23 protein-coding genes are annotated in these 25957 nt (G+C 41.1%); 15 read left to right on the top strand and 8 right to left on the bottom strand.

What is annotated here, in order from left to right; all coding sequences use genetic code 11:
• Nucleotides 1-21 precede the first annotated feature (21 nt).
• A complete protein-coding gene (locus N523_RS0114065; protein ID WP_013465435.1) occupies nt 22-366 on the top strand; it encodes a 4a-hydroxytetrahydrobiopterin dehydratase in 345 nt (114 codons plus the stop codon).
• Between the two features lie 81 nt (nt 367-447).
• On the opposite strand, the gene N523_RS0114060 is transcribed toward N523_RS0114065, so the two are convergent.
• The 5 genes from N523_RS0114060 to map all read right to left on the bottom strand — a co-directional run bounded on the left by N523_RS0114060 (nt 448) and on the right by map (nt 8409).
• The gene (locus N523_RS0114060) at nt 448-2478 is read right to left on the bottom strand and encodes a BCCT family transporter (protein ID WP_013465434.1); all 2031 of its coding nucleotides are present in this window, start codon (nt 2476-2478) and stop codon (nt 448-450) included.
• A 230-nt stretch (nt 2479-2708) separates the two neighbouring features.
• Nucleotides 2709-3725, bottom strand: a complete 1017-nt coding sequence (locus N523_RS0114055) for a tetratricopeptide repeat protein (RefSeq protein ID WP_028834045.1) — start codon at nt 3723-3725, stop codon at nt 2709-2711.
• A gap of 275 nt (nt 3726-4000) precedes the next feature.
• A complete protein-coding gene (dapD, locus tag N523_RS0114050; RefSeq protein WP_008467531.1) occupies nt 4001-4828 on the bottom strand; it encodes a 2,3,4,5-tetrahydropyridine-2,6-dicarboxylate N-succinyltransferase in 828 nt (275 codons plus the stop codon).
• 9 nt (nt 4829-4837) lie between these two features.
• Nucleotides 4838-7456, bottom strand: a complete 2619-nt coding sequence (glnD, locus tag N523_RS0114045) for a [protein-PII] uridylyltransferase (protein ID WP_016899280.1) — start codon at nt 7454-7456, stop codon at nt 4838-4840.
• Nucleotides 7457-7623: 167 nt separating this feature from the next.
• Nucleotides 7624-8409 carry a type I methionyl aminopeptidase gene (map, locus tag N523_RS0114040; protein WP_008467527.1) on the bottom strand — a complete coding sequence of 262 codons (786 nt, stop codon included), beginning with the start codon at nt 8407-8409 and terminating at the stop codon, nt 7624-7626.
• Between the two features lie 272 nt (nt 8410-8681).
• On the opposite strand from map, the gene rpsB reads away from it, so the two are divergent.
• The 14 genes from rpsB to N523_RS0113970 all read left to right on the top strand — a co-directional run bounded on the left by rpsB (nt 8682) and on the right by N523_RS0113970 (nt 22300).
• Nucleotides 8682-9410 carry a 30S ribosomal protein S2 gene (rpsB, locus tag N523_RS0114035; protein ID WP_013465430.1) on the top strand — a complete coding sequence of 243 codons (729 nt, stop codon included), beginning with the start codon at nt 8682-8684 and terminating at the stop codon, nt 9408-9410.
• A gap of 104 nt (nt 9411-9514) precedes the next feature.
• A complete protein-coding gene (gene tsf / locus N523_RS0114030; protein WP_013465429.1) occupies nt 9515-10366 on the top strand; it encodes a translation elongation factor Ts in 852 nt (283 codons plus the stop codon).
• A gap of 158 nt (nt 10367-10524) precedes the next feature.
• Nucleotides 10525-11274 (top strand): UMP kinase, encoded by a 750-nt coding sequence (gene pyrH / locus N523_RS0114025; protein WP_016899281.1) that lies wholly within the window; start codon nt 10525-10527, stop codon nt 11272-11274.
• Nucleotides 11275-11324: 50 nt separating this feature from the next.
• Nucleotides 11325-11846 (top strand): ribosome recycling factor, encoded by a 522-nt coding sequence (gene frr, locus N523_RS0114020; RefSeq protein ID WP_013465428.1) that lies wholly within the window; start codon nt 11325-11327, stop codon nt 11844-11846.
• Nucleotides 11847-12102: 256 nt separating this feature from the next.
• Nucleotides 12103-12882, top strand: a complete 780-nt coding sequence (locus tag N523_RS0114015; protein WP_008110986.1) for an isoprenyl transferase — start codon at nt 12103-12105, stop codon at nt 12880-12882.
• 21 nt (nt 12883-12903) lie between these two features.
• Nucleotides 12904-13770 (top strand): phosphatidate cytidylyltransferase, encoded by an 867-nt coding sequence (locus N523_RS0114010; RefSeq protein ID WP_008110985.1) that lies wholly within the window; start codon nt 12904-12906, stop codon nt 13768-13770.
• The gene (gene ispC, locus N523_RS0114005) at nt 13767-14969 is read left to right on the top strand and encodes a 1-deoxy-D-xylulose-5-phosphate reductoisomerase (RefSeq protein ID WP_028834046.1); all 1203 of its coding nucleotides are present in this window, start codon (nt 13767-13769) and stop codon (nt 14967-14969) included. Before N523_RS0114010 ends, ispC begins: the two co-directional genes overlap by 4 nt.
• Nucleotide 14970: 1 nt before the next feature.
• Entirely contained in the window at nt 14971-16323 is a 1353-nt protein-coding gene (rseP, locus tag N523_RS0114000) for a sigma E protease regulator RseP (RefSeq protein WP_028834047.1), read from the top strand.
• Between the two features lie 106 nt (nt 16324-16429).
• Entirely contained in the window at nt 16430-18901 is a 2472-nt protein-coding gene (gene bamA, locus N523_RS0113995) for an outer membrane protein assembly factor BamA (protein ID WP_028834048.1), read from the top strand.
• Nucleotides 18902-18912: 11 nt separating this feature from the next.
• Entirely contained in the window at nt 18913-19431 is a 519-nt protein-coding gene (locus tag N523_RS0113990; protein ID WP_010388129.1) for an OmpH family outer membrane protein, read from the top strand.
• A gap of 7 nt (nt 19432-19438) precedes the next feature.
• Entirely contained in the window at nt 19439-20461 is a 1023-nt protein-coding gene (gene lpxD / locus N523_RS0113985) for a UDP-3-O-(3-hydroxymyristoyl)glucosamine N-acyltransferase (RefSeq protein ID WP_013465423.1), read from the top strand.
• A 27-nt stretch (nt 20462-20488) separates the two neighbouring features.
• Nucleotides 20489-20941, top strand: a complete 453-nt coding sequence (gene fabZ / locus N523_RS0113980) for a 3-hydroxyacyl-ACP dehydratase FabZ (RefSeq protein WP_008110974.1) — start codon at nt 20489-20491, stop codon at nt 20939-20941.
• Nucleotides 20942-20943: 2 nt separating this feature from the next.
• Entirely contained in the window at nt 20944-21714 is a 771-nt protein-coding gene (lpxA, locus tag N523_RS0113975; RefSeq protein WP_013465422.1) for an acyl-ACP--UDP-N-acetylglucosamine O-acyltransferase, read from the top strand.
• Between the two features lie 178 nt (nt 21715-21892).
• Nucleotides 21893-22300: a septal ring lytic transglycosylase RlpA family protein gene (locus N523_RS0113970; RefSeq protein WP_013465421.1), complete on the top strand. Its 408-nt coding sequence runs from the start codon at nt 21893-21895 to the stop codon at nt 22298-22300.
• Here N523_RS0113970 and cydC read toward each other — a convergent pair.
• From cydC to cydX, 3 genes are read right to left on the bottom strand one after another with little or no spacing between them, the layout of a single operon-like run.
• Nucleotides 22297-24033: a thiol reductant ABC exporter subunit CydC gene (gene cydC, locus N523_RS0113965; protein WP_028834049.1), complete on the bottom strand. Its 1737-nt coding sequence runs from the start codon at nt 24031-24033 to the stop codon at nt 22297-22299. The two genes, N523_RS0113970 and cydC, sit on opposite strands and share 4 nt — an antisense overlap.
• Nucleotides 24026-25801, bottom strand: a complete 1776-nt coding sequence (gene cydD / locus N523_RS0113960; RefSeq protein ID WP_028834050.1) for a thiol reductant ABC exporter subunit CydD — start codon at nt 25799-25801, stop codon at nt 24026-24028. Before cydD ends, cydC begins: the two co-directional genes overlap by 8 nt.
• Entirely contained in the window at nt 25791-25955 is a 165-nt protein-coding gene (gene cydX, locus N523_RS0113955) for a cytochrome bd-I oxidase subunit CydX (protein ID WP_013465418.1), read from the bottom strand. The genes cydD and cydX overlap by 11 nt, the downstream gene beginning before the upstream one ends.
• Nucleotides 25956-25957 lie beyond the last annotated feature (2 nt).

The raw sequence follows: 25957 nt of genomic DNA, 5'->3' as shown, positions 1-25957 counted from the left end.
CACTAGAATTAAGGATTTAAAATGTCTTCATTAAGTGAACAAAAATGTGAAGCCTGTCATGCAGATGCTCCAAAAGTATCAGATGCAGAATTGGCTGAATTAATTAAAAAAATCCCTGATTGGGTGCCGGAAGTACGCGACGGTATTATGCAATTAGAGCGCGTTTATAAGTTTAAAAACTTTAAGCAGGCCATTGCATTTACTAATAAAGTTGGCGATATGGCTGAAGACGAAGGCCATCACCCTGGTCTATTAACCGAATGGGGTAAAGTAACTGTTACTTGGTGGAGCCATTCAATTAAAGGTTTGCATAAAAACGATTTTATTTGTGCTGCTAAAACAGACGATGTATTTAACGCGCTGTAATTATATTTGAGTAAATAAAAAGGCACTTTACAGTGCCTTTTTTATTTTTAATTACCGTTTTACCAATACTGGCTGTATCCGTTAAGCTTTATCGGTATTTAACATGTCATCATGTTCGGCCATATCCCAAGGAAGTTCGCCTGGGCTATTACCTAGAAAGTGTAAGTAGTTCTCAAACTGATCAAGAATATCTTTCACAATATCATCTTCAGTGTAGCCATAAACATCGTATGACAGACCACCACGACGTAAAAACACGTCGGCCTTATAATACTTTTCAGCATCGTTGTTATCAGGTTTTAGCTCTGAGTAAGCAAAGCTTGGCATAGGATGCTCGGTAAGGCGAATATCATAAACAAAATCCACATGTTCATGGCGCAGTACCGTTAAATGAGCGCGACCTAAATCAGTATCAAATTCCACCACTGCATGCCATTGTCTAGATTTCAATTCTGCTTGTACGGCTTTCATTGCCTCAACTACCACGCTACCAATAAAAGTATGTACTTTTTCTTTATTAGGGTAATTGACCATAGCCGCTAAACGGCGTTTCCAGTGAGACAAGTTAATGTTGCGGCTATTAAGAGTATGTGCTTGCAAGCTAGTGTCTCGATGGCCTTCAATTTTTAGAGCTCGCCAAAGCCCCGCCGTGGCAATTAGCATAATAATAGCAAAGGGTAAGGCACTGGCTATGGTCATGGTTTGCAGCGCACTTAGTCCGCCTGCCACTAATAAAACAGCCGCCACAGCACCTTCAAGTACCGCCCAAAACACGCGTTGCCAAGCTGGAGTATTAATGCTTCCTCCAGAGGCGAGTGAATCAATGACTAAAGAGCCTGAATCAGATGATGTAACAAAAAAAGTTATGATCAAAATGACAGTGAGCAGTGAAATGAAAAATGACAGTGGTAACACTTCAAATAATTGAAATAATGCGACGGCATGATTTGCTTGTACATCGCCAATAAGGGTATCAAATCCCTCATTCATAATTAAGTTAAGTGCGGTATCACCAAAGACTGAAAACCATAAAAAGGTAAAAATAGTGGGAACTAACATTACCCCAACAACAAATTGTCGGATGGTTCTGCCGCGGCTAATTTTTGCGATGAACATACCCACAAACGGTGCCCACGCAATCGTCCAGCCAAATATAAATAAGGTCCAGTTACCAATCCAATCACTGCGGCTGTATGCCTGTAAATTAAAGGTACGTTCAACAATGCCGCTTAGGTAACTGCCGGTATTTTGTAAAAATGATTCTAGAATATGGATAGTCGGGCCGATAAAAAAGACAAAGGCCATTAATGAGATGGCCAATGCCATGTTTATAATTGATAATCGCTTAACCCCTTTATCCATCCCGGCAACTACTGAGAGCGTAGCTGCGGCAGTAATAACGGCAATCGCGGTAATTTGCACTGTGGTATTAATAGGGATGTTTGGCCATAAGTAATGTAGGCCAGCATTTATTTGTGTAACCGAAAGCCCTAGTGTAGTGGCAATACCAAATAAAGTACCTAATATGGCAAATACATCCACAGTATGGCCGATTGGGCCATAAATTTTATCGCCAATAAGTGGATACAAGGCAGAGCGAATAGACAGTGGTAAGCCATGGCGAAATGCAAAATAAGCAAGCACTAAACCAACAATTCCATAGATAGCCCAAATATGAAATCCCCAATGGAAAAAGGCAATTTGCATTGCCTGCTTGGCGGCATCAACGGTTTCAGCCGCCCCCGATGGCGGGGATGCGTAATGCAGCACAGGTTCAGCAACACCAAAATAAAGCAGTGCCACGCCATAACCGGCAGAAAAGAGCATGGCAAACCATTCACCAAAGCTGTATTGTGGCTCTGCATGATCAGGGCCTAATTTTATATTCCCCCAGCTAGAAGCCGCGACCGAGACAATAAATACCAAGAAAATAGCGACAGACAACATATAAAACCAGCCAAAGGTTTCAGTAATCCACGCAAGGGCAACACTAAATGCCTGACCAGCGAGTTCAGGGTTACTACTTGTACCAATCACCAAAAGTAGAATAATAAATACTGCGGGCAAAAATACAGGTAGCAAAATGGTTGAGCGTAAAGCAGTTTTTGTCATATTAATCCTTAATATTAATTGCTAACTTTCAAGTATGCCTGACTACCTTATTATAAATTCACTAGGGTTGGCTAATTTTGCAGCTTAAAAATGTCATTTTTTTAAATTAAAGTTAATATTTACAGCAGCTTGGTTTTAAAAAAGAAAGTAAGAGAAAGTTGATGTGAGAGTATTAAAGTATTTATTTTAGAGGGGTATAGCTTTATATAGGCTAAGGACTAAATCGAGTCTTAGCGTTTCCAATCACATTGCTTTACCAGCTCAAACCAAGGGCTGGTAAAGTCCTTAGCGACAATAGGGGCGGGTAAGGTTACAGCTACATCTAGCTTGTTGGCTAAATAGCGCGCTACTAGTTGTTTCATTTTATCGCTTTCTAATTGCTCATATGCAGTTTGTAACTGTTGTTTGTCTTTTTGGCTTATAAAACCACCGATCAAATTTTTGTAGCCTATTTCAAGCCAAAAAAGTAATGCTTGTTTCGCTTCGTTGGGAAAGGCATGGGTTAATGTTGCCGTTGGGCTATAGAGTCGCTCAAAATTAATTTGCTGCTCTTGAATCAAAAAAACCATTAATAAATTAAGTCCGGTTGAGATTTGCCCCGCGCGTTTATCAATGTTTTGGTTATTACTTAATGCACTTCTAAAATAGCGCTCAGCTTCGGGTATATTGCCCTCATCCAGGGCTAAATAACCTAAGTTACTCTCTATCAGTGCAGTTACATTGGGAAGCTGTAATTGTGTGGTGATTTTATGGCTATCAAGGTACAAGGCACGCGCTTTTGCAAAGTCATCTTGCGAGCGAGCAACCAATGCCATACTGTTGGTGAGTGTTAAGCGTTGACGATCGTTTTGCGCATATTTGTAAGCACATTTAAATGAGTACTGGGCATCGTCTAAATATTCTGCATGGCGAAGCCATATTCCCAAGGCACTCATAATGGTGGTCAGTTTTTGTTTGAAATAATCAGTTTGATGATGCTGAAATATTGCGTCAATCGATGTATAAAGCTCGTCATAGTGACTTGTAGGTACTGCTGTACGAGCATAGATAAGGTGCCAGCGGATAAATAATTCTGGCGGCATGAGTTGTAACCCTGTGAGGTTTTCTAAAATAGTAATAGATTGAGCTGGATTAACAGTAAGATAATCTTCGGCTTCGTCTAATTTTTTTTCAAAGGTATTGAAGTCATTAGCAAAGACGTGTTTTGAACATAATAATATCAACCAACTTATTACAAAAAGCCGCAACAACTTAACCTCGACAATCGAACTATGCGTTAATTCACTATAGTTGTAGGCATCTAACAAAGCAACGCAATTAAAGGGGACAGGTTTGTGAGAAAGTATTTTAAAATCACTAAAAAAGCCCTAAAGCTATACAAGCTTAGGGCTTTTTCTGTATGTAATTAAATTTTAGCGAATACACATTAACTTAATGTGTCGTTGGGTTTCGTTTTATTCAACCCAACCTACGTTTAACATCAACCTGCTTAGCGCTAACAGCTAAAAACTTACAGCTGCTCTTAATCATCAATCGAGCGCAGTAGGGCATTAATGCCCACTTTTTCGCGAGTTTGTTTATCTACTTTTTTCACAATAATAGCCGCATACAAGCTATGGCTGCCATCTTTTGAAGGCAGTGCACCTGGAACCACAACAGCGCCGGCAGGCACACGGCCATAGTGAATTTCACCGGTTTCACGGTCGTAAATACGGGTACTTTGGCTAATGTAAACCCCCATTGAAATAACGGCGCCTTCTTCAACAATTACGCCTTCAACAATTTCTGAACGTGCGCCAATAAAACAGTTGTCTTCAATGATGGTAGGATTCGCTTGTAACGGCTCTAAAACGCCGCCTATGCCTACGCCGCCAGATAAGTGTACGTTCTTGCCAATTTGAGCACATGAGCCCACTGTCGCCCATGTATCAACCATGGTGCCATCGTCAACAAATGCACCTATGTTTACGTACGATGGCATTAATACGACATTTTTACCTACAAAGCTGCCTTTACGAGCAACGGCGTTGGGTACGACACGCATGCCGCCTTGCTGAAATTGCTCCGGCGTGTAGTCGCTAAATTTAAGCGGTACTTTATCGTAAAATTGGTTTACGCCGTCGTTCATTGGCTGATTTTCACGAATTCTAAATGAAAGTAGTACTGCTTTTTTAAGCCACTGGTGAACAACCCATTCGCCTGAAATTTTCTCTGCAACGCGAGCAGCGCCGCTATCTAATAGCTCAAGCGCATCTATAATCGCTTGTTTAACATCGCTTGATACTGTAGCAGGGCTAATGCTATCGCGGTTATCCCACGCATTTTCAATCATGGTTTTTAAATCTGACATAGTGTCCTCTTATTCAATTTCGGCGTTGAGTTTTTTACGTAATGCCTGATGAATTTTTGCTTGCTCTTCATCAGTCAGCGCTTGATATTCGTTATTTGATACCACAAAGAAATCTTCTGCACGTTCGCCTACCGTGGTAATACGTGCGGCATGTATGTGGAGTAAGTAAGCTTGAAAAACCTCGGCTATTTTAGTTAATAGTCCAGGTATATCAACCGCTTGAATTTCTATTAAGCTACGATCCTTACGAGGGTGCGGGCGCAGTACAATTTTAGGTTTAATATTAAAGTCTTTAAAACGCTGTGATCGGCTCTTTTTAAAGCGTATTTTTTTACGTGGATCATGAAGCGCTTGCTCTAATCCGCGTTTAATCGATTGTGCGCGGCTACTGGCAATCGGATCGCCGTTAACTTCTAAAATAACAAAGTTGAACAGTACGTAGCCATCTTTGGTGGTCAGTACTTGGGCGTGCTGAATTTGCGCTTTTTTAGAGCCAATAACACTTACCAGTCGAGCAAAGAGGGCACCTGAATAGGGGCTATAAGCAAACACTTGGGTACCGCCATGCATCGCTTTATTAGAAACGATAACACTGGGCTGGCTTAAATCAGTGCACTTGAGTAAGTGCTCAGTATGCCAAGAAATTTGTTGCTCACTAAAAGCGGTAAAGTAATTTGCTTTAAAACGGCTCCAAATTAAGTCAATTTGCTCCTCGTGATAATGCAAATTAAGCAGGCGTTGCTTAGCTTGGTGCTTTTTATCACGAATTTGGTCGCGTTGATCCATTGGGTTTTCAAGCCCGAGGCGCAAGGCGCGCTGTGTGTGCAAATAAAGCTCGCGCAGCAGCGTGTTTTTCCAGTCATTCCATAGGTTGTCATTGGTGGCTCGAATATCAGCCACGGTTAAACAATAGAGGTAATCGAGTTGGCGTTCGGTTTTTACTCGCGATGCAAAATCTTTTATTACATCGGGGTCGTTAATATCTTTACGTTGCGCAGTTACCGACATAAGTAAGTGGTTGCTTACCAACCACGCTATGAGCTTACCATCTGAAGAGGCAAAGCCATGCAGCTTTGAAAACGCTATGGCATCAACAGCGCCCAGCTCTGAGTGATCGCCACCACGCCCCTTAGCAATATCATGAAAAATACCAGCCAAATACAGTAATTCGGGTTTATCCATGCGCGTAACTATTTCACTGCAAATTGGAAAGTCACTAATGCTGGTTTTATCGAAGTATTGGTAAATATTATTAATTAATTTATGGGTATGTTCATCTACGGTATAGGCATGAAACAAATCAAACTGCATTTGGCCAAAAATATTGCGCCACTGCGGAAGGTAAGCGGCAATCATGCCGTGCTTATGCATTAGCGTAAATGCACGGCCCATGCCGTTAGGGTGCTTTATAATACGTAAAAAAGCTTCGCGGCACGCGGCATAATCTTGTAAGTCACCTAATAAGCGACGACGTACTTGGCGGATAGTTCGAATAGTGCTTGGGTATATATGGGTAATTTCTGGGTGATCAGCAATGTGCTCAAATAATACAAAAAGTTGGTCACGCCTAAAAAATACTGACGGACTTTTTACCCGAATTTGATGGCCCACGCGTTCAAAATTACGATCAAGTTCTTCAACAGTGGCTTGGCTGCTGTCTGGTGAAATACTTTGCTCAAAGTACGAAAGTAGCATTTGATTAAGTTCACGCACCCGGCTCATTATTCTGAACAAGCGTTTCATCATGCGCTCAACAGAGGCTTTACCATCACTACCAAAACCCAAAATTTCAGCCGCTTGCGGTTGGTGATCGAATAATAAGCGGTTTTCTGAGCGACCTGCGGCTAAATGCAAAGCAAAGCGAATATTCCATAAATTTTCAAGGCACTCTAACAGTTCTTGGTATTCTTCGTGAGTTAGGTAGCCGTGATTTATCAGTTCTTGCAGGGTTTCGGCTCTAAAGTGTTTTTTAGCAACCCAAATAATCGTTTGTAAATCGCGCAGCCCGCCTGGATTTTCTTTTATATTAGGCTCTAGATTATAAGCCGTACCATGACATTTTTTGTGGCGTAAATTTTGCTCTTGTACTTTTGCAACAAAGAACTCTCCAGAGCCCCATACAGGCCTTTCGATGAGGTGACTTTTGAGCTTTTCGAATTCAATATGGTTGCCGAAAATTAATCGGCTTTCTAGTAGGCTGGTGGCAAAGGTAACATCTTCACGTTTTTGCTCTATGGCTTGTTCAATGGTACGTACACTGTGACCTATTTCTAAATTAAGATCCCACAGCATAGTGACAAACTGGCCTATTTTTTCGCAAATATCGTCATTGGGTTGCTGGGTAACAAGCAGTAAAAAGTCAATGTCGGAGTAGGGATGAAGTTCACCGCGACCATAACCTCCTACAGCAATTAAAGCGAGATCTGGCTCGTGGGCTAAATCGAAAACATGAAAGAGTTTAATCAGTAACCGGTCTATAAATTCTGCACGGGCGTTTATTAGATTACCAACGGGTTGTTTTGAGAATTCATTATGCAACCATTTATAAAAATAGGCGGAGCAATCGCGGTATTCGCTAAGTTGCTGAGCATCATTGAGCAACTTTTTTACTTTGTTAGGTAATGCCACTTAGGCTGGCTCCTATATATGGACTGCATTATAAGTCTTGGATTAAGTTATTTTTATACTGTGTTTGCTGCAAAGGGAATAAATCATGTTATTTCCCTTTGCAGCAAACCACTTAATCTGTACGCAGGCTAAAGCCTGTTATTACTATGATTAAGCACACACTACTATTAGTGCTCGATGATTCTATCGATAGTATCATCTGATCGTAGTGTTAAAATTTCAACACCATTTTCAGTTACCAGTAAGGTATGTTCCCACTGAGCTGATAAACTACGGTCTTTTGTTACCACAGTCCAGTCGTCTTTTAGTAATTTACATTGGCGTTTGCCTGCATTGACCATGGGCTCGATTGTTAAACACATACCGGCTTTTAATGTTTCGCCTGTACCTGGTTTTCCGTAGTGCATTACCTGTGGTTCTTCATGAAATTCACTGCCAATACCGTGCCCGCAGTATTCACGTACGATAGAGTAATTAAAGCTCTCTGCATATTTTTGAATAGCTGCACCAATATCACCAAGGCGAACACCCGGTTTTACCATTTTAATGGCAAGGTAAAGGCTTTCTTGAGTCACTTCTGCAAGGCGTTTGCCTTGAATGTTAGGTGTGCCAACATGGAACATTTTTGAAGTATCACCATGGTAACCATCTTTAATAACAGTAATGTCAATATTGACACTGTCACCGTCTTTTAATGCTTTGTCGTTCGGAATTCCGTGACAAATTACATGATTTACCGAGGTACAAATTGATTTTGGAAAACCATGATAATTAAGAGGAGCAGGAACGGCATCTTGCACATTAACAATATAATCATGACAAATTGTATTTAGCTCATCGGTGGTGATACCTGGTACCACATGTGGTTCGATCATTTCTAGCACATCAGCAGCCAAACGGCCGGCTACACGCATTTTCTCGATTTCTTCAGGGGTCTTAATCACAGCGCTCATTGAGGCTCCAAAGTTGCGTTTTTAGATGATTATCGTCGCACAATTTTTGCACGAGACGTTGAGTATTTAATTTTAATATGGTATAAAGCGCGCCGTCTTTTTACAAATAAATTCTTAAATGATTTTTTGTATTTAAGGCAAACACAATTTTATTTTAACACACACACGTATCGTCACATACACTTGGGTGCATTTCAGTTTCATTTAACTGCGGTGTTGGTGCTATGGGATATGTGGAGGCCTAACCCTAAACAACTTAGAGGATTTACAAAATGGCAAACGTTTCAATGCGCGATATGCTTCAAGCTGGTGTTCACTTTGGTCACCAAGCACGTTACTGGAACCCTAAGATGAAACCTTTCATCTTCGGCGCACGTAACCGTGTACATATCATCAACCTTGAGCAAACTGTACCAATGTTCAACACTGCACTTAAGTTTTTATCTGGTGCTGCTGCAAACAAAGGTAAAGTTCTTTTCGTTGGTACTAAGCGCGCAGCAAGCGAAGCAGTAAAAGAAGCTGCTTTACAAAGCGATCAATTCTTCGTTAACCACCGTTGGTTAGGCGGCATGTTGACTAACTGGAAAACAGTTCGTCAATCAATCAAGCGTCTTAAAGACCTTGAAGCTCAAAGCCAAGACGGTACTTTCGAGAAGTTAACTAAGAAAGAAGCGTTAATGCTTACTCGTGAAATGGACAAGCTTGAAAAAAGCCTTGGTGGTATTAAAAACATGGGTGGCCTTCCAGACGCTATCTTTGTAATCGATGCTGACCACGAGCACATTGCTATCCGTGAAGCTAACAACCTAGGTATCCCAGTTGTTGCAATCGTTGATACTAACTCTAACCCAGACGGTGTTGATTACATCGTACCTGGTAACGATGATGCTATCCGTGCAATCAACCTTTACACTAGTGCTGTTGCAGCTGCGATCACTGAAGGCCGTGAGAGTAACATCGTTGCTCAAGCTGAAAAAGATGACTTCGTAGAAGCTGAGTAATTAGCTGTCATCAAGTCTTCATCTTTTAAAGGTGAAGACTTGCTATTCTTGTGGAGCGGGTAACCCGCTTATCTAAACCTGATTTCAGATTTGAGGATTTACTAATGGCTGTAACTACTGCCCTAGTTAAAGAATTACGCGAGCGTACTGGCGCTGGCATGATGGATTGTAAAAAAGCGTTAACTGAGACTGATGGTGACATCGAGTTAGCGATTGAAAATATGCGTAAGAGCGGTGCTGCAAAGGCTGCTAAAAAAGCAGGTAACATCGCTGCTGAAGGTACTATCATCATCAAGCAAAACGCGGGTGTTGCAGTACTTGTAGAAGTTAACTGTCAAACTGACTTCGTAGCTAAAGATGCAAGCTTCTTAGCATTTGCTAATAAAGTTGCAGATGCTGCTATCGCTGACACTTCATCTATCGAAGACTTACAAGCTAAGTTTGAAGAAGATCGTGTTGAGCTAGTAACTAAAATTGGTGAAAACATCAATGTACGTCGTCTTCAGTACATCACTGGTGAGCAACTAGTTGAGTACCGTCACGGCGAGCGTATTGGTGTTGTTGTTGCAGGTGTTGCTGATGAAGAAACACTTAAGCACGTTGCAATGCACGTTGCTGCTTCAAACCCAGACTACTTAACACCAGATGACGTACCTGCTGATGTTGTTGAAAAAGAAAAGCAAGTACAAATCGACATCGCGATGAATGAAGGCAAGCCTGCTGAAATCGCTGAGAAGATGGTTGTTGGTCGTATGAAAAAATTCACTGGTGAGGTTTCCCTTACTGGTCAAGCTTTCATCATGGAACCTAAAAAGTCTGTTGGCGAAATTCTTAAAGAGAAAAACGCAACAGTTACTGGCTTTGTACGTATGGAAGTTGGTGCAGGTATCGAGAAGAAAGAAGAAGATTTTGCTGCTGAAGTTGCTGCTCAAATTGCAGCTGCTAAAGCTAAGTAAGATTAGCTATTTGTGATGCCAAAGGAAAATAGATGCAATTAAAGTACTATTTGCTTTTGCGTCACGCTTAGAAATTCTTTAAAATAACCGCGCTTTTATGTTTAACATAAGCGCGGTTATTTTTTATCCATAATTCAATAAAAGTTGGCCCCAAAACTATGACTATCAATCGCAAACCTATTTTTAGACGTGTTCTTCTCAAATTAAGTGGTGAAGCTTTAATGGGAGACGAAGGCTTCGGCATCGACCCTAAAGTTTTAGATCGTATGGCACAAGAAATTAAAGAGCTCGTAGAACTCGACGTAGAAGTGGGTTTAGTTATTGGTGGCGGTAACTTTTTACGTGGTGGCTCACTAGCCGAAGCGGGTATGAACCGCGTTGTTGGCGACCACATGGGTATGCTTGCAACCGTCATGAATGGTCTTGCTATGCGTGATGCGTTGCACCGTGCATTTGTAAATTGCCGTTTAATGTCAGCCATTCCTTTAAATGGCGTATGTGATGCGTATAACTGGGCAGAAGCCATTAGCTTATTAAAAACAGGTCGTGTTGTTATTTTTGCAGCCGGTACGGGTAACCCGTTCTTTACAACTGACTCTGCAGCGTGTTTACGTGGCATTGAAATTGAAGCTGACACAGTAATTAAAGCAACCAAAGTAGATGGTGTATTTAGCGATGATCCGGTTAAAAACCCAGATGCGACACTTTACCGTCACTTAAGCTACAATGAAATTATTGATAAAGAACTAAAAGTAATGGATTTAGCGGCATTTACATTAGCTCGCGACCATAATATGCCATTGAGCGTATTTAATATGAATAAATCAGGCGCATTAAAACGCGTAATAATGGGTGAAGAAGAAGGAACCCTTATTTCTTCACAAGCCTCAGATGAAGTTAGTAACTAGATTAGGATTAAACCGTGATTAACGATATTCAAAAAGATGCGCAAGCGCGCATGCAAAAAAGTGTAGCAGCACTTGGTAGTCAATTATCTAAAATTCGTACTGGCCGTGCTCATCCTGCAATTTTAGACGGCATCATGGTGTCGTACTACGGCGCACCAACACCGTTAAACCAAGTTGCAAATGTAACAATTGAAGACTCACGTACATTGGCTATTGGTGTATTTGATAAGTCATTAGCGCAAGCTGTTGAAAAAGCGATTATGGCATCTGACCTTGGTTTAAATCCAATGTCTGCAGGTACAGTGATCCGTGTACCACTTCCTCCATTGACTGAAGAACGTCGTAAAGATTTAATTAAAATCGTACGTGGTGAAGTAGAAGGCGGTCGTGTTGCTATTCGTAACATTCGTCGTGATGCAAATGGCGATATTAAAAACTTATTAAAAGATAAAGACATCTCTGAAGATGAAGCGCGTCAAGCTGAAGATGCTATCCAAAAAATCACTGATAAGTTTATCAAAGAAATGGATACGCAACTAACAGCTAAAGAAGCTGAGTTGATGGAAATCTAATTGCTAATCTAGGCTCGGATTAACAGCTTTACTAAAGTAACTAAGTCGTTGTTTATATGCCTTCGCACTTAACTTTAATTGTGTGATTTTAAAGGGTAACAGATTGTATTTACTCTTTGCTATTGGCTCGATTATCAGTAAATACAAGGTTGTTAGCTGTATAATTATTTGCTTTATGTAGATTTATTATCACGGGTACAGGTTAAAATTATTAGTTTTGAAACGCCGTCTGGGGTATACTAGGCGGCGTTTTTTTATGGAATACACAAAATTTATGGTTCTAGACGCTGATACAATTTCACAGCAATGTTTACCTAAACATGTTGCCATCATCATGGATGGGAACGGGCGTTGGGCACAAGCTAGAAATAGACCTCGTGTATATGGGCATAAAAAAGGCGTGGATGCAGTTCGTCAATCCGTGCAGTTTTGTACTAAATTAGGAATACAATCGTTAACCTTATTTGCTTTTAGTAGTGAAAACTGGCGCCGCCCTGAAGACGAAGTAAATACACTTATGGAGCTTTTTTTATTTGTACTGAGTAAAGAAGTTAAAAAGCTGCATAAAAATAACGTAAAACTAACCATCATTGGAGATTTATCTCGATTCTCTGAAAGCTTGCGCGCTAAAGTACATACAGCTCAAGAACTAACAGCGAACAATACCGGGCTGCACTTAAATGTTGCGGCAAATTACGGTGGTCGCTGGGATATGACTCACGCTGCTAAGCAAGTTGCTTTACAAGTAGCGAATGGAGAAATTGACCCAGCAGATATTACAGAAGAACATATTGCACAGCATATGAGTATGGCAGATCAAGCTCAGCCTGATTTATTGATCCGTACCGGTGGCGATGTCAGAATTAGTAACTTTTTACTTTGGCAGGCAGCCTACGCTGAACTTTATTTCACAAATACACTTTGGCCTGATTTTAATGAAGCTGCTTTTGCAGAGGCCATTGCATGTTACGTTGCCAGAGAGCGACGTTTTGGTTGCACGGGCGAACAAATAAAACAATTACTCGCTCAAACCTAAAATAGATTAAGGGTCATCATTTTGTTAAAACAACGTATTTTAACCTCACTAGTGCTAGCGCCATTAGCACTGGCTTTGGTTTTTTACACCCCACTAACGTTATTTAGTTATTTTGCGGGTGCTATTGTATTAATGGGCGCGTGGGAATGGTCTGCCTTTATGGGACTATGCGATAAGCTAAAACGTGGCGCCTTTGTGTTATTAGTGGCAGTATTACTAGGGTTACTCAATTTGCATTGGCCTATAGAGACTCTATGGCAAGATGGTCAACTTGTAGGCGATGCTAATTACTTATTTACCTTGTCGTTTTCTTGGTGGTTGGTAGCCAGTTACTTAGTATGGCGTTACCCTGCTATGGCGAAAGGGTGGAACGAAGGGCTTGTGATGCGCGGCATTGCTGGTTTGTTGACCTTAGTACCGCTATGGCTTGCACTTAACACACTGCGTAGTGCGCAATATACGGAATCTACTCACTATGGCTCTATGCTCATTTTAGTTGTATTAGGCATTGTATGGAGTGCCGATATAGGCGCTTACTTTACAGGTAAAAGTTTTGGTAAACATAAGTTAATGCCTAAAGTTAGTCCAAATAAAACCATAGAAGGCCTCGCAGGTGGCGTGGTTGCTGCGGTGTTATTTGTACTGGCTTTTTGTTATTACACTAACGTTGATACCTCTGTATGGCCTATTTATGCAGTTATGACAGCGTTTATTGCCTTGTTTTCTGCGGTAGGTGATTTACTTGAGAGTATGTTTAAGCGCGAAGCGGGACTTAAAGATAGCGGCAGTTGCTTACCGGGACACGGTGGTATTTTAGACCGTATTGATAGTTTAACTGCGGCAGCACCGATGTTTGTTATTTGCTTTGCTTGGACGCTTAGCTTATGAGTGCTGTGCAACAACTGGTTATTTTGGGTGCGACGGGGTCGATAGGTCTTAGCACGTTAGATGTTGTTGCAAGAAACCAACAGCAATTTAAAGTTTTTGCATTGACCGCAGGACAAAATGCAAAAAAAATGGCTGAACTGTGTATAGCTCACCAGCCTCGTTATGCTGTAATGGCATCTGAATCGGCGGCTAAGCAGCTTTCTGCGCTTTTAAAGCATGAGAGTAAAACGCAAGTAATGCATGGCGAGAAAGCCATGAGTGAGCTCTGTGCTCATGGTGATGTTGATACGGTTATGTCAGCGATTGTCGGTGCAGCCGGATTACTACCTACCTTGAGCGCTGTTGAAGCGGGCAAAAAAGTATTGCTTGCCAACAAAGAGTCACTGGTGATGTCGGGTCAGTTATTCATTGATAAAGTTAAAAAGCATCAAGCAACTTTATTACCCATCGACAGCGAGCATAATGCTATTTTTCAGTGTTTACCTAGTGCTTTACAAAATACCCAAGGGCAAGCAAGGCTTGAGCAACATGGGGTTAGCAAAATTTTATTAACTGGCTCAGGTGGCCCGTTTTTAAATCGCGATATCAATACCCTTAACACCGTTAGCGTCAGTGAAGCGGTTGCTCATCCTAATTGGTCTATGGGGCAAAAAATATCAGTAGACTCAGCTACGATGATGAACAAAGGCTTAGAGTTTATTGAGGCTAAATGGTTATTTAACTGTGATGCAAACGATATTGATGTGGTGATTCATCCTCAAAGTATTATCCATTCTATGGTGCAATACCAAGATGGCTCTATTTTAGCGCAAATGGGTAACCCTGATATGCGCACCCCGATAGCGCATGCACTTGCGTATCCAGAGCGCATTGATGCGGGTGTCAAGCCGTTAAATTTTTCTGATATTTGTGATTTTTCGTTTACCAAACCTGATTTCTCACGTTACCCCAATTTAAAGCTTGCAATTGCAGCCTGTGATGCAGGCCAAGGAGCCACCACCACCGTTAATGCGGCTAATGAGATTGCAGTTAATGCGTTTCTTCAGGGGCAGATTGGGTTTACGGATATTTATAAAGTGAATGCGCAAACGCTAGACGCCGCACAATTTACTGATGCGAAAACACTCGATGAAATTTTAGAGTGTGACCGTTTAGCACGCATCAGCGCTGCGCAGTTTATAACAAAAGTGGTGCATTGATATGTTCGATTTTTTTTGGAATTTAGGTTCGTTTATACTCGCACTAGGCATTCTAGTGACCGTTCATGAATATGGTCATTTTTGGGTTGCGCGTAAAGCGGGTGTAAAGGTACTGCGCTTTTCAATTGGTTTTGGTAAACCCTTACTAAAATGGCACGATAAATATAATACTGAGTACGTTATTGCGGCAATCCCGCTGGGCGGATACGTGAAAATGCTCGACGAGCGTGTTGATGAAGTGCCTGCCAATCAACGTCATTTATCGTTTAATGCTAAATCAGTTAAAGCCCGCATAGCCATTGTGGCAGCAGGGCCGATGGCGAACTTTTTGTTCGCTATTTTTGCTTTAGCGGTGATGTACATGGTAGGTGTGCAAACCATAAAACCAGTTGTGGGTAGTGTTGTTGAAGGCAGCCGAGCTGAACAAGCCGGTATTATGCCAACCCAGCAAATTATTAAAATTGGTGATGACGACATAAGTAATTGGCAAGATGCGACCTTTTCTTTGATGTCTCATTTAGGTGATAAAAGCGTTGCCGTAACCTTACGTAACGAAAATTATCAGCAAACAGTGCAAACACTTAACCTAGATGGTTGGAAGCTTGATCAACAAGATGTACCGCCGCTCAGTTCGTTAGGTATTGTACCGTTTCGTCCTCAGGCAACCTTGGTTATTGCCGCTATTACTAAAAACTCAGCTGCTGAACAGGCTAATTTACAGGTTAACGACGTTATTTTAGCTGTGAATGGTGAAACAATGACCAGTTGGCAGCAATTAGTTAATCTTATTACTCAATCGGCTAACAAATCCTTACAATTTAGTGTAAAAAGACAAGATAGTATAAAAACAATAACAGTTACTCCAAAGAGCCGGGTCGTCAGTAATGGCATAGAGCAAGGCTTTTTGGGTGTTGCTCCCGTTGTAGAGCAGTGGCCTGATGATTTTGTAGAGACTAGACATTATGGGCCACTAGATAGTATTGTGCTGGGCACAAAAGAAACATGGCGTTTAATTACGCTGAGTTTTGACATGATAGGTAACTTAATAACAGGCCAAGTGTCGGTTAAAAACCTAAGTGGGCCAGTCGGCATAGCTGTAGGCGCCGGCACCAGTGTTAGTTATGGATTAGTCGCATTTTTAAGCTTTTTAGCTTTGATAAGCGTTAACTTGGGAGTATTTAATTTACTTCCTCTGCCAGTGCTTGATGGTGGGCACTTAATGTATTACATAATTGAACTTTTTCGTAAAAAGCCAGTCTCTGAAAAGACACAAGAGTTTGGTTTTAAAGTGGGGGCCTTGCTACTCATTTTTCTAACATGTTTCGCTTTGTTCAATGATGTATCGCGCTTGTAGTTATGTAAGCGTGGTAACGACAAATTAGAACACGATTGTAAAGCTCGTAAATATTTAATTTCCGATGCTAAGCGGTAATACAGTTGTAAAGGATAAAGATAATAAAATGGCTATAAAAAAACATTTGGTAGTTTCAAGTTTATTGGGTGCAAGCTTTGCAGCCCTAGGCCAAAACTCCTTTATTGTTGAAGATTTAAAGGTTGAGGGATTGCAACGTGTTGCACTTGGTGCTGCATTAACGCATATTCCTATTAACGTGGGCGACAATGTTGATGAATATACAATTTCAAAAACAATTAAGTCACTTTATCGCTCTGGTCACTTTGACAATATAAAAGCGTTACGTGATGGTAATAACGTTATTTTTAAAGTAACTGAACGTCCAACCATTAGCTTTATTGAATTTGAAGGCAATAAAGACATAAAAGATGAGCAGTTAAATCAGTCACTCGATCAACAAGATATTCGCCAAGGCGAGCCGCTTGATAAAACGGTAATCGATAACATCGAAAAAGGCCTGATTGAATTTTTCCACAGTATTGGTAAATACAATGCAAAAGTGGATATCAGTGTCACTAAATTACCACGTAATCGGGTTAAATTAAGACTTGAGTTTGACGAGGGCGATGCAGCCTCCATTCGTCAAATTAACTTAGTGGGTAATGAGCTTTTCTCAAACGAAGAGTTATTGCAACTAGTTGAGTCGCAGCAAGACTTACCATGGTGGCAGTTTATGGGTAGCGACCGCTATCAAAAACAAACCATTGAAGGCGATTTAGAGAAAATTCGCAGCTTTTATTTAGACCGTGGCTATTTACGCTTTAATATTGACTCAACTCAAGTATCAGTTAGCCCTGAACGTGAGTCTGTTTATGTAACGGCAAATATTACCGAAGGCGTTAAATACAAAGTGAAAGGCTTTGATTTCATCGGTGATTTACTCGGTCGTGAAGAATTAATAAAAAGTGTTATTCCACTGCGTACAGGCGAGCTTTATAACGGATCAGTGGTTACCTCATCAGAAGAATTTATCAAAAGCTACTTGGCGCGTTTTGGTTACGCCAATGCTGAAGTACGTACGATTCCAGAAATTGATGACGAGAACCAAGAAGTACAATTGACTCTGTCGGTTGACCCAGGCAAGCGTGTGTATGTTCGTCGAATTATTGTAGGTGGTAACCAAAACACGGCTGATGAAGTACTGCGCCGTGAAATGACACAGCTTGAAGGTGCATGGTTATCTAATCAAAACCTAGAGCGTTCTAAACTACAAATTCAACGTTTACCTTATATGGAAACCGTTGATTTTAATGTGGTGCCAGTTCCAGGTGTTGATGACCAAGTAGACGTTGACTTTACAGTTAAAGAGCAATCAGCGGGCAGCTTTAATGCGGGCCTTGCCTATGGTTCATACTTAGGTCTGCAGTTTAATATTGGTGTAACCGAGTCTAACTTTTTAGGCACAGGTAACCAAATTGGCTTTAACATTAATACTTCACGCGGCTCTGAGCGTGTCAGTGTATCGTATACCGACCCTTACTTTACGCCTGATGGCGTATCGCAGGGCAGCAGTATCTTTTACAGTAACTACGATGCCAGTCAGTTTAGCTTGATTGACTATAAGTCAAAAAGTTATGGGTTAGGGACAAACATTGGTTTCCCAATTGATGCCATTAACCGTATTAACTTTGGCGCACGTTGGATAGAAGAAGAGTTGTCAGATATTGCTGAATATGAGCAAACACGTGTACTACGTGAAACCTTCTTAGATCCAGAAAATCCAGATGCGGGCTTTGAATTTACAAAGTACGAGCTAAGTGTAGGTTGGTCGCGTGTAACGGTGAACCGTGGTTTGTTCCCAACAGCTGGCTCAAGACAAACATTAAACCTAACAGCAACAACGCCGAATTCAGATTTAAAATACTTTAAATTAAATTACGATTCACGTTTTTACTGGCCGATTTCAAACGATCATCGTTGGGTGTTCTCAACGCGTGCGGCATTAGGTTACGGTAATGGTTATGGCTCTACTAACGGGTATGAGCAGACGCTCCCATTCCAAGAATATTTCCGTATTACAGAAATGGAACTACGTGGCTTTGATAGAAATACTATCTTACCGCGTGCAGTATCACGAGTACCGCAATCTATACCAGGCACGCCATCGGGTGATGGTACAACCACAGGTAATATTGGTGGAGCATCAGAGTTTGATGTATTGAGAACTCAAGGCCGTATAGGTGGTAACGCGAAAGCCGTTGCAGGTATGGAACTTATTGTTCCTACACCGTTCTTAGATGAAGAAAATACCAGTTCGGTACGTACTAGTTTCTTTGTTGATGCTGCCAACGTTTGGGATACCGAGTTTAACGTTGATCGTTATCAAAACTTAGGTATTGATGAGCGTGCAAAATTAGATGATTATTCAGACCCAATGCGCTTTAGGGTTGCAACCGGTTTATCATTACAATGGATCTCACCTATGGGTCCTATGCTGATCAGCTTTGCGTATCCGTTGCAAAAAGAAGAAGATGACGATACCAAGACCATCAGTTTTAATATTAGTAACACTTTCTAAAGGAGTTTTTTGTGAAAAAATTATTCAAATCAACAGCAGTTGCCGTTTTAGCTACACTTATGATGGGTACATCAGTTAATGCTTTTGCTCATAAAGTGGGTATTGTAGATATGCAAGAAATCTACAAGCAGCTTCCACAAATGGCTAAAATCGAACAGTCTTTACAAACTGAATTTGCTGAGCGTCGTCAAGAGCTTGAAAAGTTACAGGGCGATATTCGCTTTGAAGCTGAAAAGTTTAAGCGTGAAAGCACCACAATGAGTCAAGATCAAAAAGACGCATTACGTGATAAAATCCAGGGTATGCAAAAAAACCTTGCTGAAAAAGGTCGTCCGTTAGAGCAAGAAATTAAAGCACGTCAAAATCAGGAGTTGGCTAAAGTTCAGACTTTAATCATTGAAACTATCCAAGAGATTGCTAAAAAAGGTGATTTTGACGAAGTTAAAGTAAAAGACACAACTATTTACTTTAATCCTAAAGAAGTAACTGATCTTTCTGAAAAAGTAGTAACAGCTGTAAGTAAGAAATAATTAATCTATGCAAAATTATACGCTTTCGCAAATTGCGGAACTTCTAAGCGCCGAGCTACAAGGTGATGGCGCTTTAGAAATTAAAAAAATAGCAACACTTGCAAATGCCCAGACTGGGCATATTGCATTTTTAGCGAACAAGAAATATCGCTCTCAGCTTGAAACAACACAAGCCAGTGCTGTGATACTGAGTCCTGAGGATGCGCCTTATTTTTCAGGCAACAAAATCATCGTCGCCAATCCGTATGTGAATTACGCCAAACTCGCTCAGTTAATGGATACCACGCCACGTAGTGCCATTAGTGGTATACACCCAAGTGCGGTTATACATGCCAGTGCGCAAGTCAGTAAAAGCGCAGCCATAGGCGCGAATGTTGTAATTGAAGCTGACGCTGTGATTGGCGATAACGTACAAATTGGTCCGAACAGTTTTATTGGTGAACGTGTTAAAATAGGCTCAGGCACCAAACTATGGTCAAGTGTGAGCGTTTATCATGATGTTGAGATTGGCGCAGACTGTTTATTTCAAGCGAATACTGTTATTGGCAGCGACGGTTTTGGTTATGCGAATGAACGTGGTCAGTGGCTTAAAATTCCACAACTAGGCTCAGTGATTATTGGCGATAAAGTCGAAATTGGTGCAAGCACCACCATAGATCGTGGTGCACTCGATGATACTATTATTCACAGTAACGTTATTATTGATAACCAGTGTCAAATAGCACACAACGTTGAAGTTCAGTCAGGCACTGCAATTGCCGGTTGTACTGTACTTGCAGGCAGTGTCAGCATAGGTAAAAATTGCCAGATTGGCGGCATGACCGCAATTAACGGTCACATGTCTGTATGTGATGGTGTTATAATTACTGGTATGAGTATGGTGACTAAATCAATCACCGAACCGGGTATTTACTCATCCGGTATGCCTCATACGACTAACAAAGAATGGCGAAAATCAATTGCTCATTTGCGTAACCTTTCAGACATGAAGTCACGTCTAAAAGCGCTTGAAGCATTGAATAAGTCATGAACGTTGAACACTAATAAGGATGCTATTTTGGCAAACGAATTAAATAGCCTTGATATTCAAGAAATTTTAAGTTTATTACCGCACCGTTACCCGATGCTACTGATTGATCGCGTTATAGATTTCACCCCTGGTGAATCGTTACATGCAATTAAAAACGTATCGATTAATGAACCCATTTTCACCGGCCATTTCCCAAACCAGCCGATTTTTCCTGGTGTGCTAATATTAGAGTCAATGGCACAAGCAACGGGTCTATTAGGGTTTAAAACGGTTGAAAATCGTAGTGAAAACGAACTTTACCTATTTGCAGCAGTAGACAATGCTCGTTTTAAGCAGCCGGTTGTGCCAGGTGATACCATGCATCTTCATGTTAAGTTTTTAAAAGAGCGTCGTAACATATGGAAATTTGCGGCTGAAGCTAAAGTTGACGGCAAAACAGTGTGTAGCGCCGAAATCATGTGTGCTAGAAGAGAGTTTTAATTGTGATCCATGCTACGGCAATAATCGAACCGGGTGCAAAACTTGGTAACAATGTGTCAGTTGGACCATACAGTTACATCGGTAATGATGTTGTTATTGGTGATGACTGTATTATTGAGTCTCACGTTGTTGTTAAAGGGCCTGCTACTATTGGCTCTGGTAACCATATTTTTCAGTTTGCTTCTGTGGGCGAAGCCTGCCAAGACAAAAAATATAACAACGAACCAACAAGCTTAATTATTGGCGACAATAATGTTATTCGTGAATGTGCGACTATTCATCGCGGTACAATCCAAGATGAAGGTGTTACCAAAATAGGTAGCAATAACTTATTTATGGCTTACACTCACGTTGCACACGATGCGGTGATTGGCGATAACGTTATTTTTGCAAATAATGCCAGTGTAGCGGGTCACGTTCATGTTGGTGATTGGGTTATTTTAGCGGGTAACTCAGGTGTGCATCAATTTTGTAAAATTGGTGCTCATGCATTTGTTGGTATGTATTCTGGTGTAAATAAAGACGTACCTCCTTTTGTTACCACCATTGGGATGCCAGCAGGCCCTGCAGCAATCAATACCGAAGGTATGAAACGCCGTGGTTTTGAAAGCGATGAGATAATGGCAGTACGCCGCGCGTACAAAGCGTTTTATCGCAAGAGCCTAGGCGTTGATGAAGCGATAGAATCGCTTTCAGAAGACGCTGAAAAATACCCTGCTGTGCAGCTGATGATTGATTTTGTTAAAAGCTCAGAGCGCGGTATCGTGCGTTAATAAAGAGCATTTTAATTTATAAAAAAACCACCTTTGAGTAATCAAGGTGGTTTTTTATCAGCTGATATTTGATTAATAACTCAGCCATGAAGTGCATGTTGCTATGTTTATTAAATTCAGTCTCTACTCAGGCTTACCTTATTACACTCCCTACACATTTTCCTATAAAGTATTAATAATGAAACGGATAAAGTTAGTATTGCTTTCAATGCTATTGGTTATGTTAACTGCTTGTAGTACTGCGCCAAGGCAAATAATTAATCAACAAAGTGATATGTCAGAGCGAGGTAAAGCATCATTCTATGCAGACAAATATCATGGCAGAACCACGGCTAATGGCGAACGTTTTAGCCAACAGGCGGCAACGGCTGCGCACCTAAGACTCCCATTTGGTACAAAAGTGAAAGTTACCAATATTGCTAATAATAAGTCTGTAGTGGTCAGAATTAATGACAGGGGGCCTTATATTCGGGGGCGAATTATTGATTTATCTAAGGCGATGTTTAAAAAAATAGCCGACCCTAAAGTCGGCGTTATTGATGTAACGGTCACCGTTATTGATAAAAGTAATACTGCTAAGGACTAAAAGCGGGTCGTTAACGCCACATAGTCAGGGTGTTCATTGAGCAATTGTTGATGTGAACCTTGAGCGATGATTTGTCCACTGTCTAGCCAGATGACACTATCCATTTGCGATAACAACGCTGGATCATGAGTAATTGTTAATACACTAGCATGCTCTTTTAGCTGTAAAATACTGTTCATAACGGCTTGTTTAGAAATATTATCGAGCCCTTCAGTGGGTTCATCGAGCACTACAATGGCGGGTTGTTGCAGCAGCGCTTGTGCCAAGGCAATGCGTCTTGACTGGCCTTGAGAGACACTGCGTCCCCCCGTACCTAAACGAGTATTTAAGCCTTCTTTTAGCGCGCTAAACCAGTTACCCAGCTCGGCTTGTTTTAACGCCGCTGTCATTTGTTGCGGTGTTGCATCAGGTGCCGCATAGGCAAGATTATCGCTTAATGTACCATCAAAAATATGATGTTGCTGCGCTAAAATATTTAATGTTTTTGCACGGCTTTCATTATTTAAATTATGCAGGTTTATTGTTTCTTTTTCGTTTTGTAAGCTAATTGCACCTTGTTGCAGAGGCCATAAACCGCTTAGTAAATTCACTAAGGTTGTTTTACCACTGCCGCTTCGTCCAACAATCGCCACTTTATGCTTTGCAGGTAGCTCAAAACTCACATTATTTAATGCCTGCTTTTGGCCATAGTGGTAGCAAATTTTATTTAGCGAAAGTGTCCATTTTTTATTATGTGAATCAATAACCTGTGAAGGTATCTCGTTTTTATTCAGTACTTTATCTTCAAGGGTAAATAGTCGCTCAGCTGCTTTTAATACATTAGGTAGTTCAATAAACGCGTTGGGTAGTAACAATACGCTTTCAAAACTGGCCAGTACAAACAAACTCAACATCGCCAATTCAACATTTACCATCTCGGCGCTAAACACCAGCGGCACAATAGTGACAATGCTGGCGAGCATAGCCAGTTGTACTATGAGTAAGCTCAAACCATCAGCATTGCCAAGAGCCTTATGACGAATAAATAATTGCTGGTTATACTGCTTACTTAACTGATCACACTTAGTGAGTTGTTGGTTTCGAGCTTGGTAAATATTTAGTTCTCTAAGACCCGTTAAGGTATCAGATAGCTCAGCTCTTAATTGGGCGCTGAGTAATGTTTCTTGGTGGCTGTTTTTATCTAATTGTCTGCTCAATATAGCGGGTATAACCACCCCAATAACAACGATACCCGTAAAGCAAATTAAGGCTACACTTGGGCTGTAAGCAGACATAAACAGCATAATAATAGGCACAGTGAGTAAGGCTACCAACATCGGCAGCAACACATTTAAATAAAATTTATCTAGTGCGTCTACATCATTTTGTAAGCGGTTAACTAAATCGGCACTGCGGCTCATAGCCAAATCAAGATTATTAAGTTTACTGAGTGTGGCGAACATATTTACTCGTATTTCACTTAACAATAAAAATGTGGCGTTGTGAGTAACTAAGCGTTCAGCGTAACGTGAAGCGGTGCGCACAATCGCCAAAAAACGAATGGTGCCAGCTGGGGTAAAGTAGTTCATATGGACGCCTGCAATTCCTGCGGCAGCCATAGAAGCTAAAAACCAGCCGGAAATAGCGAGTAAGCCTACATTAGCTAGCACCGTGAGTGACGCTAGAAACGTCCCTAGAAGCATCGCTTTATAATGAGGGCGGCACAATTTAAGTAAACGAATAAAGTTAGTCATTAGTCGCTCCATGTTGCGCTGTTTGCAGCAGCTTTGCAAATTCGCCAGCTTGCTGGCTGAGCGTTATAAAGTCGCCTTGCTGAGCGATGGCACCGTTTTCCATAACGATAAGTTGTTTGGCATTTCTTACTGTATTTAAGCGGTGCGCTATGGTGATCACTAAGTGTTCTTTTGCATACTCAGCAATAGCGTTTTGAATGAGCTGTTCAGTTTGACTGTCTAAATGAGCGGTTGGCTCATCAAGCATTAAAATAGGGGCGTTTTTTAAAAATGCACGAGCTAAAGCAATACGCTGCTTTTGTCCTCCAGAGAGCCCTTCGCCTTGTTCACCTATTAATGTGTTAAACCCATCAGGTAAGTCGTTAATAAATTCCAGCGCACCAGCTTGCTGCGCCGCCTGCTCAAGTGCTGCATTTGAAACGCCTGGGTTACCTAGCTTTATATTAGCGCCAATGGTGTCGTAAAATAAGGTTGGCTTTTGTGGGATCCAGGCAATGTTTTGTTGTAATTGGCTTATATCGGCTGTCGTCAATGGTTGTTGGTCAATGGATATGTGTTGTATTACTTCTGGGTGAAAACCAAGCATGCAATCAAGTAGGGTGCTCTTACCTGAGCCGCTAGCTCCCACAATGGCTACTAGCCCTGTGCTTGGCAGGGTTAAATTAATATTATTAATTCCCTCATTGCTATTAGGGTAACTAAAATTGAGATCATGGACGCTGATAGTGCTGTTACCCTCCATGTTTATATGAGCTGTGTGGTTATTATTTTTTGATGGCAGTGGTGCATTTAAAATGATTAGCATATCTGCAGCAGCACTAATTCCTTGTAAGCGCGCATGATAATGGCTGCCTAATTGGCGAAGCGGTAAGTAAAATTCAGGCGCTAGCAGCAATACTACAAAGCCGGTTGCAAAATCGAGCGTGCCAAAAAATAATCTAAAACCAATAATAACCGCTACCAGTGCCACACTAATTGTGGCTAAAAACTCCAGTGCAAAAGAAGATAAAAAAGCAATTTTTAACACGCTTAGCGTTGCATGCCTAAAATCATCTGAAATTTGGGCTATTTGCTTTAGCTCTTTGCGCGTAGCATTAAATAATTTTAGTTGGGTAAGCCCTTGTATGCGGTCAAAAAAGTAGTTGCCTAATACCGCCAGTTGTTGCCAGCGCTTTTGGTTAAGCGCTTCTGCCTTATGACCAACTAGAATCATAAAAAACGGAATAAGTGGTGCGGTTAATAAAAATATCAGTCCCGCTTTATAATCGGTCGGAAATATAACCACTAATATTGCCAGAGGAATAAGCGCACTATAGGCAACCCCTGGTAAGTACTTTGCATAGTAGTCATGCAGAGCTTCTACACCATTGTGCAGCGTGTTGAGCGTAGCGCCTTGGCCGTGTTGCTCTATATAACTTGGCCCAAGTAGCGTGAGTTTATCGAGTAAAGTTTGGCGAATAGCCGATTTGATTTTAAGCGCTGCAAATGCGCTTAAGCGCTCACTTAACGCTAAAAAAATGGCGCGCAGTAAAATAATACCCGCTAAAGGCCATAAAAAGTGGGTTACTTGGGCTAAATTACGCCCTTCAAACATCACATCATGAATGGTTTGTGCAAGTAAATAAGCGCCTGCAATCATTAAAATCGCATTAACTGTACCTAGGGCAATGCTTAGCTTTAACCACATTGCTGCCGGTCTACTTTGCTGCTTTAAAAAAGCGCGCAGAGAGTGTTGCTGCGCGCGATTAGGTCGGGGGTTAGTCGTCATTATGAGTTGTATTATGCTCGTTTAATAAATCATGGGTGGCTTGTTCATCATCAGCAATGCTGTTTTTATTTTGATGAAACTCATACCACATTACATTTATTACGCCTAAGGTACAGGCAAGTAATACACCTAAAATCCACGCGAAATACCACATAA

It is taken from the genome of Pseudoalteromonas sp. 23_GOM-1509m, assembly GCF_000518425.1.
In the GTDB taxonomy this organism is placed as follows: domain Bacteria; phylum Pseudomonadota; class Gammaproteobacteria; order Enterobacterales; family Alteromonadaceae; genus Pseudoalteromonas; species Pseudoalteromonas tetraodonis.
Note: the sequence above shows the minus strand (reverse complement) of the source record. Positions and strands in the feature narration are given on the sequence as shown.

Excerpts from the sequence above, each read along its gene's own strand:
- N523_RS0114015 (WP_008110986.1), top strand. The coding sequence starts at position 12,103 with ATGGAATACACAAAATTTATGGTTCTAGACGCTGATACAATTTCACAG.
- dapD (WP_008467531.1), bottom strand. The coding sequence starts at position 4,828 with ATGTCAGATTTAAAAACCATGATTGAAAATGCGTGGGATAACCGCGAT.
- ispC (WP_028834046.1), top strand. The coding sequence starts at position 13,767 with ATGAGTGCTGTGCAACAACTGGTTATTTTGGGTGCGACGGGGTCGATA.
- rpsB (WP_013465430.1), top strand. The coding sequence starts at position 8,682 with ATGGCAAACGTTTCAATGCGCGATATGCTTCAAGCTGGTGTTCACTTT.
- cydD (WP_028834050.1), bottom strand. The coding sequence starts at position 25,801 with ATGACGACTAACCCCCGACCTAATCGCGCGCAGCAACACTCTCTGCGC.
- rseP (WP_028834047.1), top strand. The coding sequence starts at position 14,971 with ATGTTCGATTTTTTTTGGAATTTAGGTTCGTTTATACTCGCACTAGGC.
- map (WP_008467527.1), bottom strand. The coding sequence starts at position 8,409 with ATGAGCGCTGTGATTAAGACCCCTGAAGAAATCGAGAAAATGCGTGTA.
- N523_RS0114060 (WP_013465434.1), bottom strand. The coding sequence starts at position 2,478 with ATGACAAAAACTGCTTTACGCTCAACCATTTTGCTACCTGTATTTTTG.
- N523_RS0114065 (WP_013465435.1), top strand. The coding sequence starts at position 22 with ATGTCTTCATTAAGTGAACAAAAATGTGAAGCCTGTCATGCAGATGCT.
- tsf (WP_013465429.1), top strand. The coding sequence starts at position 9,515 with ATGGCTGTAACTACTGCCCTAGTTAAAGAATTACGCGAGCGTACTGGC.
- cydC (WP_028834049.1), bottom strand. The coding sequence starts at position 24,033 with ATGACTAACTTTATTCGTTTACTTAAATTGTGCCGCCCTCATTATAAA.
- lpxD (WP_013465423.1), top strand. The coding sequence starts at position 19,439 with ATGCAAAATTATACGCTTTCGCAAATTGCGGAACTTCTAAGCGCCGAG.
- frr (WP_013465428.1), top strand. The coding sequence starts at position 11,325 with ATGCAAAAAAGTGTAGCAGCACTTGGTAGTCAATTATCTAAAATTCGT.
- N523_RS0113970 (WP_013465421.1), top strand. The coding sequence starts at position 21,893 with ATGAAACGGATAAAGTTAGTATTGCTTTCAATGCTATTGGTTATGTTA.
- pyrH (WP_016899281.1), top strand. The coding sequence starts at position 10,525 with ATGACTATCAATCGCAAACCTATTTTTAGACGTGTTCTTCTCAAATTA.
- bamA (WP_028834048.1), top strand. The coding sequence starts at position 16,430 with ATGGCTATAAAAAAACATTTGGTAGTTTCAAGTTTATTGGGTGCAAGC.
- cydX (WP_013465418.1), bottom strand. The coding sequence starts at position 25,955 with ATGTGGTATTTCGCGTGGATTTTAGGTGTATTACTTGCCTGTACCTTA.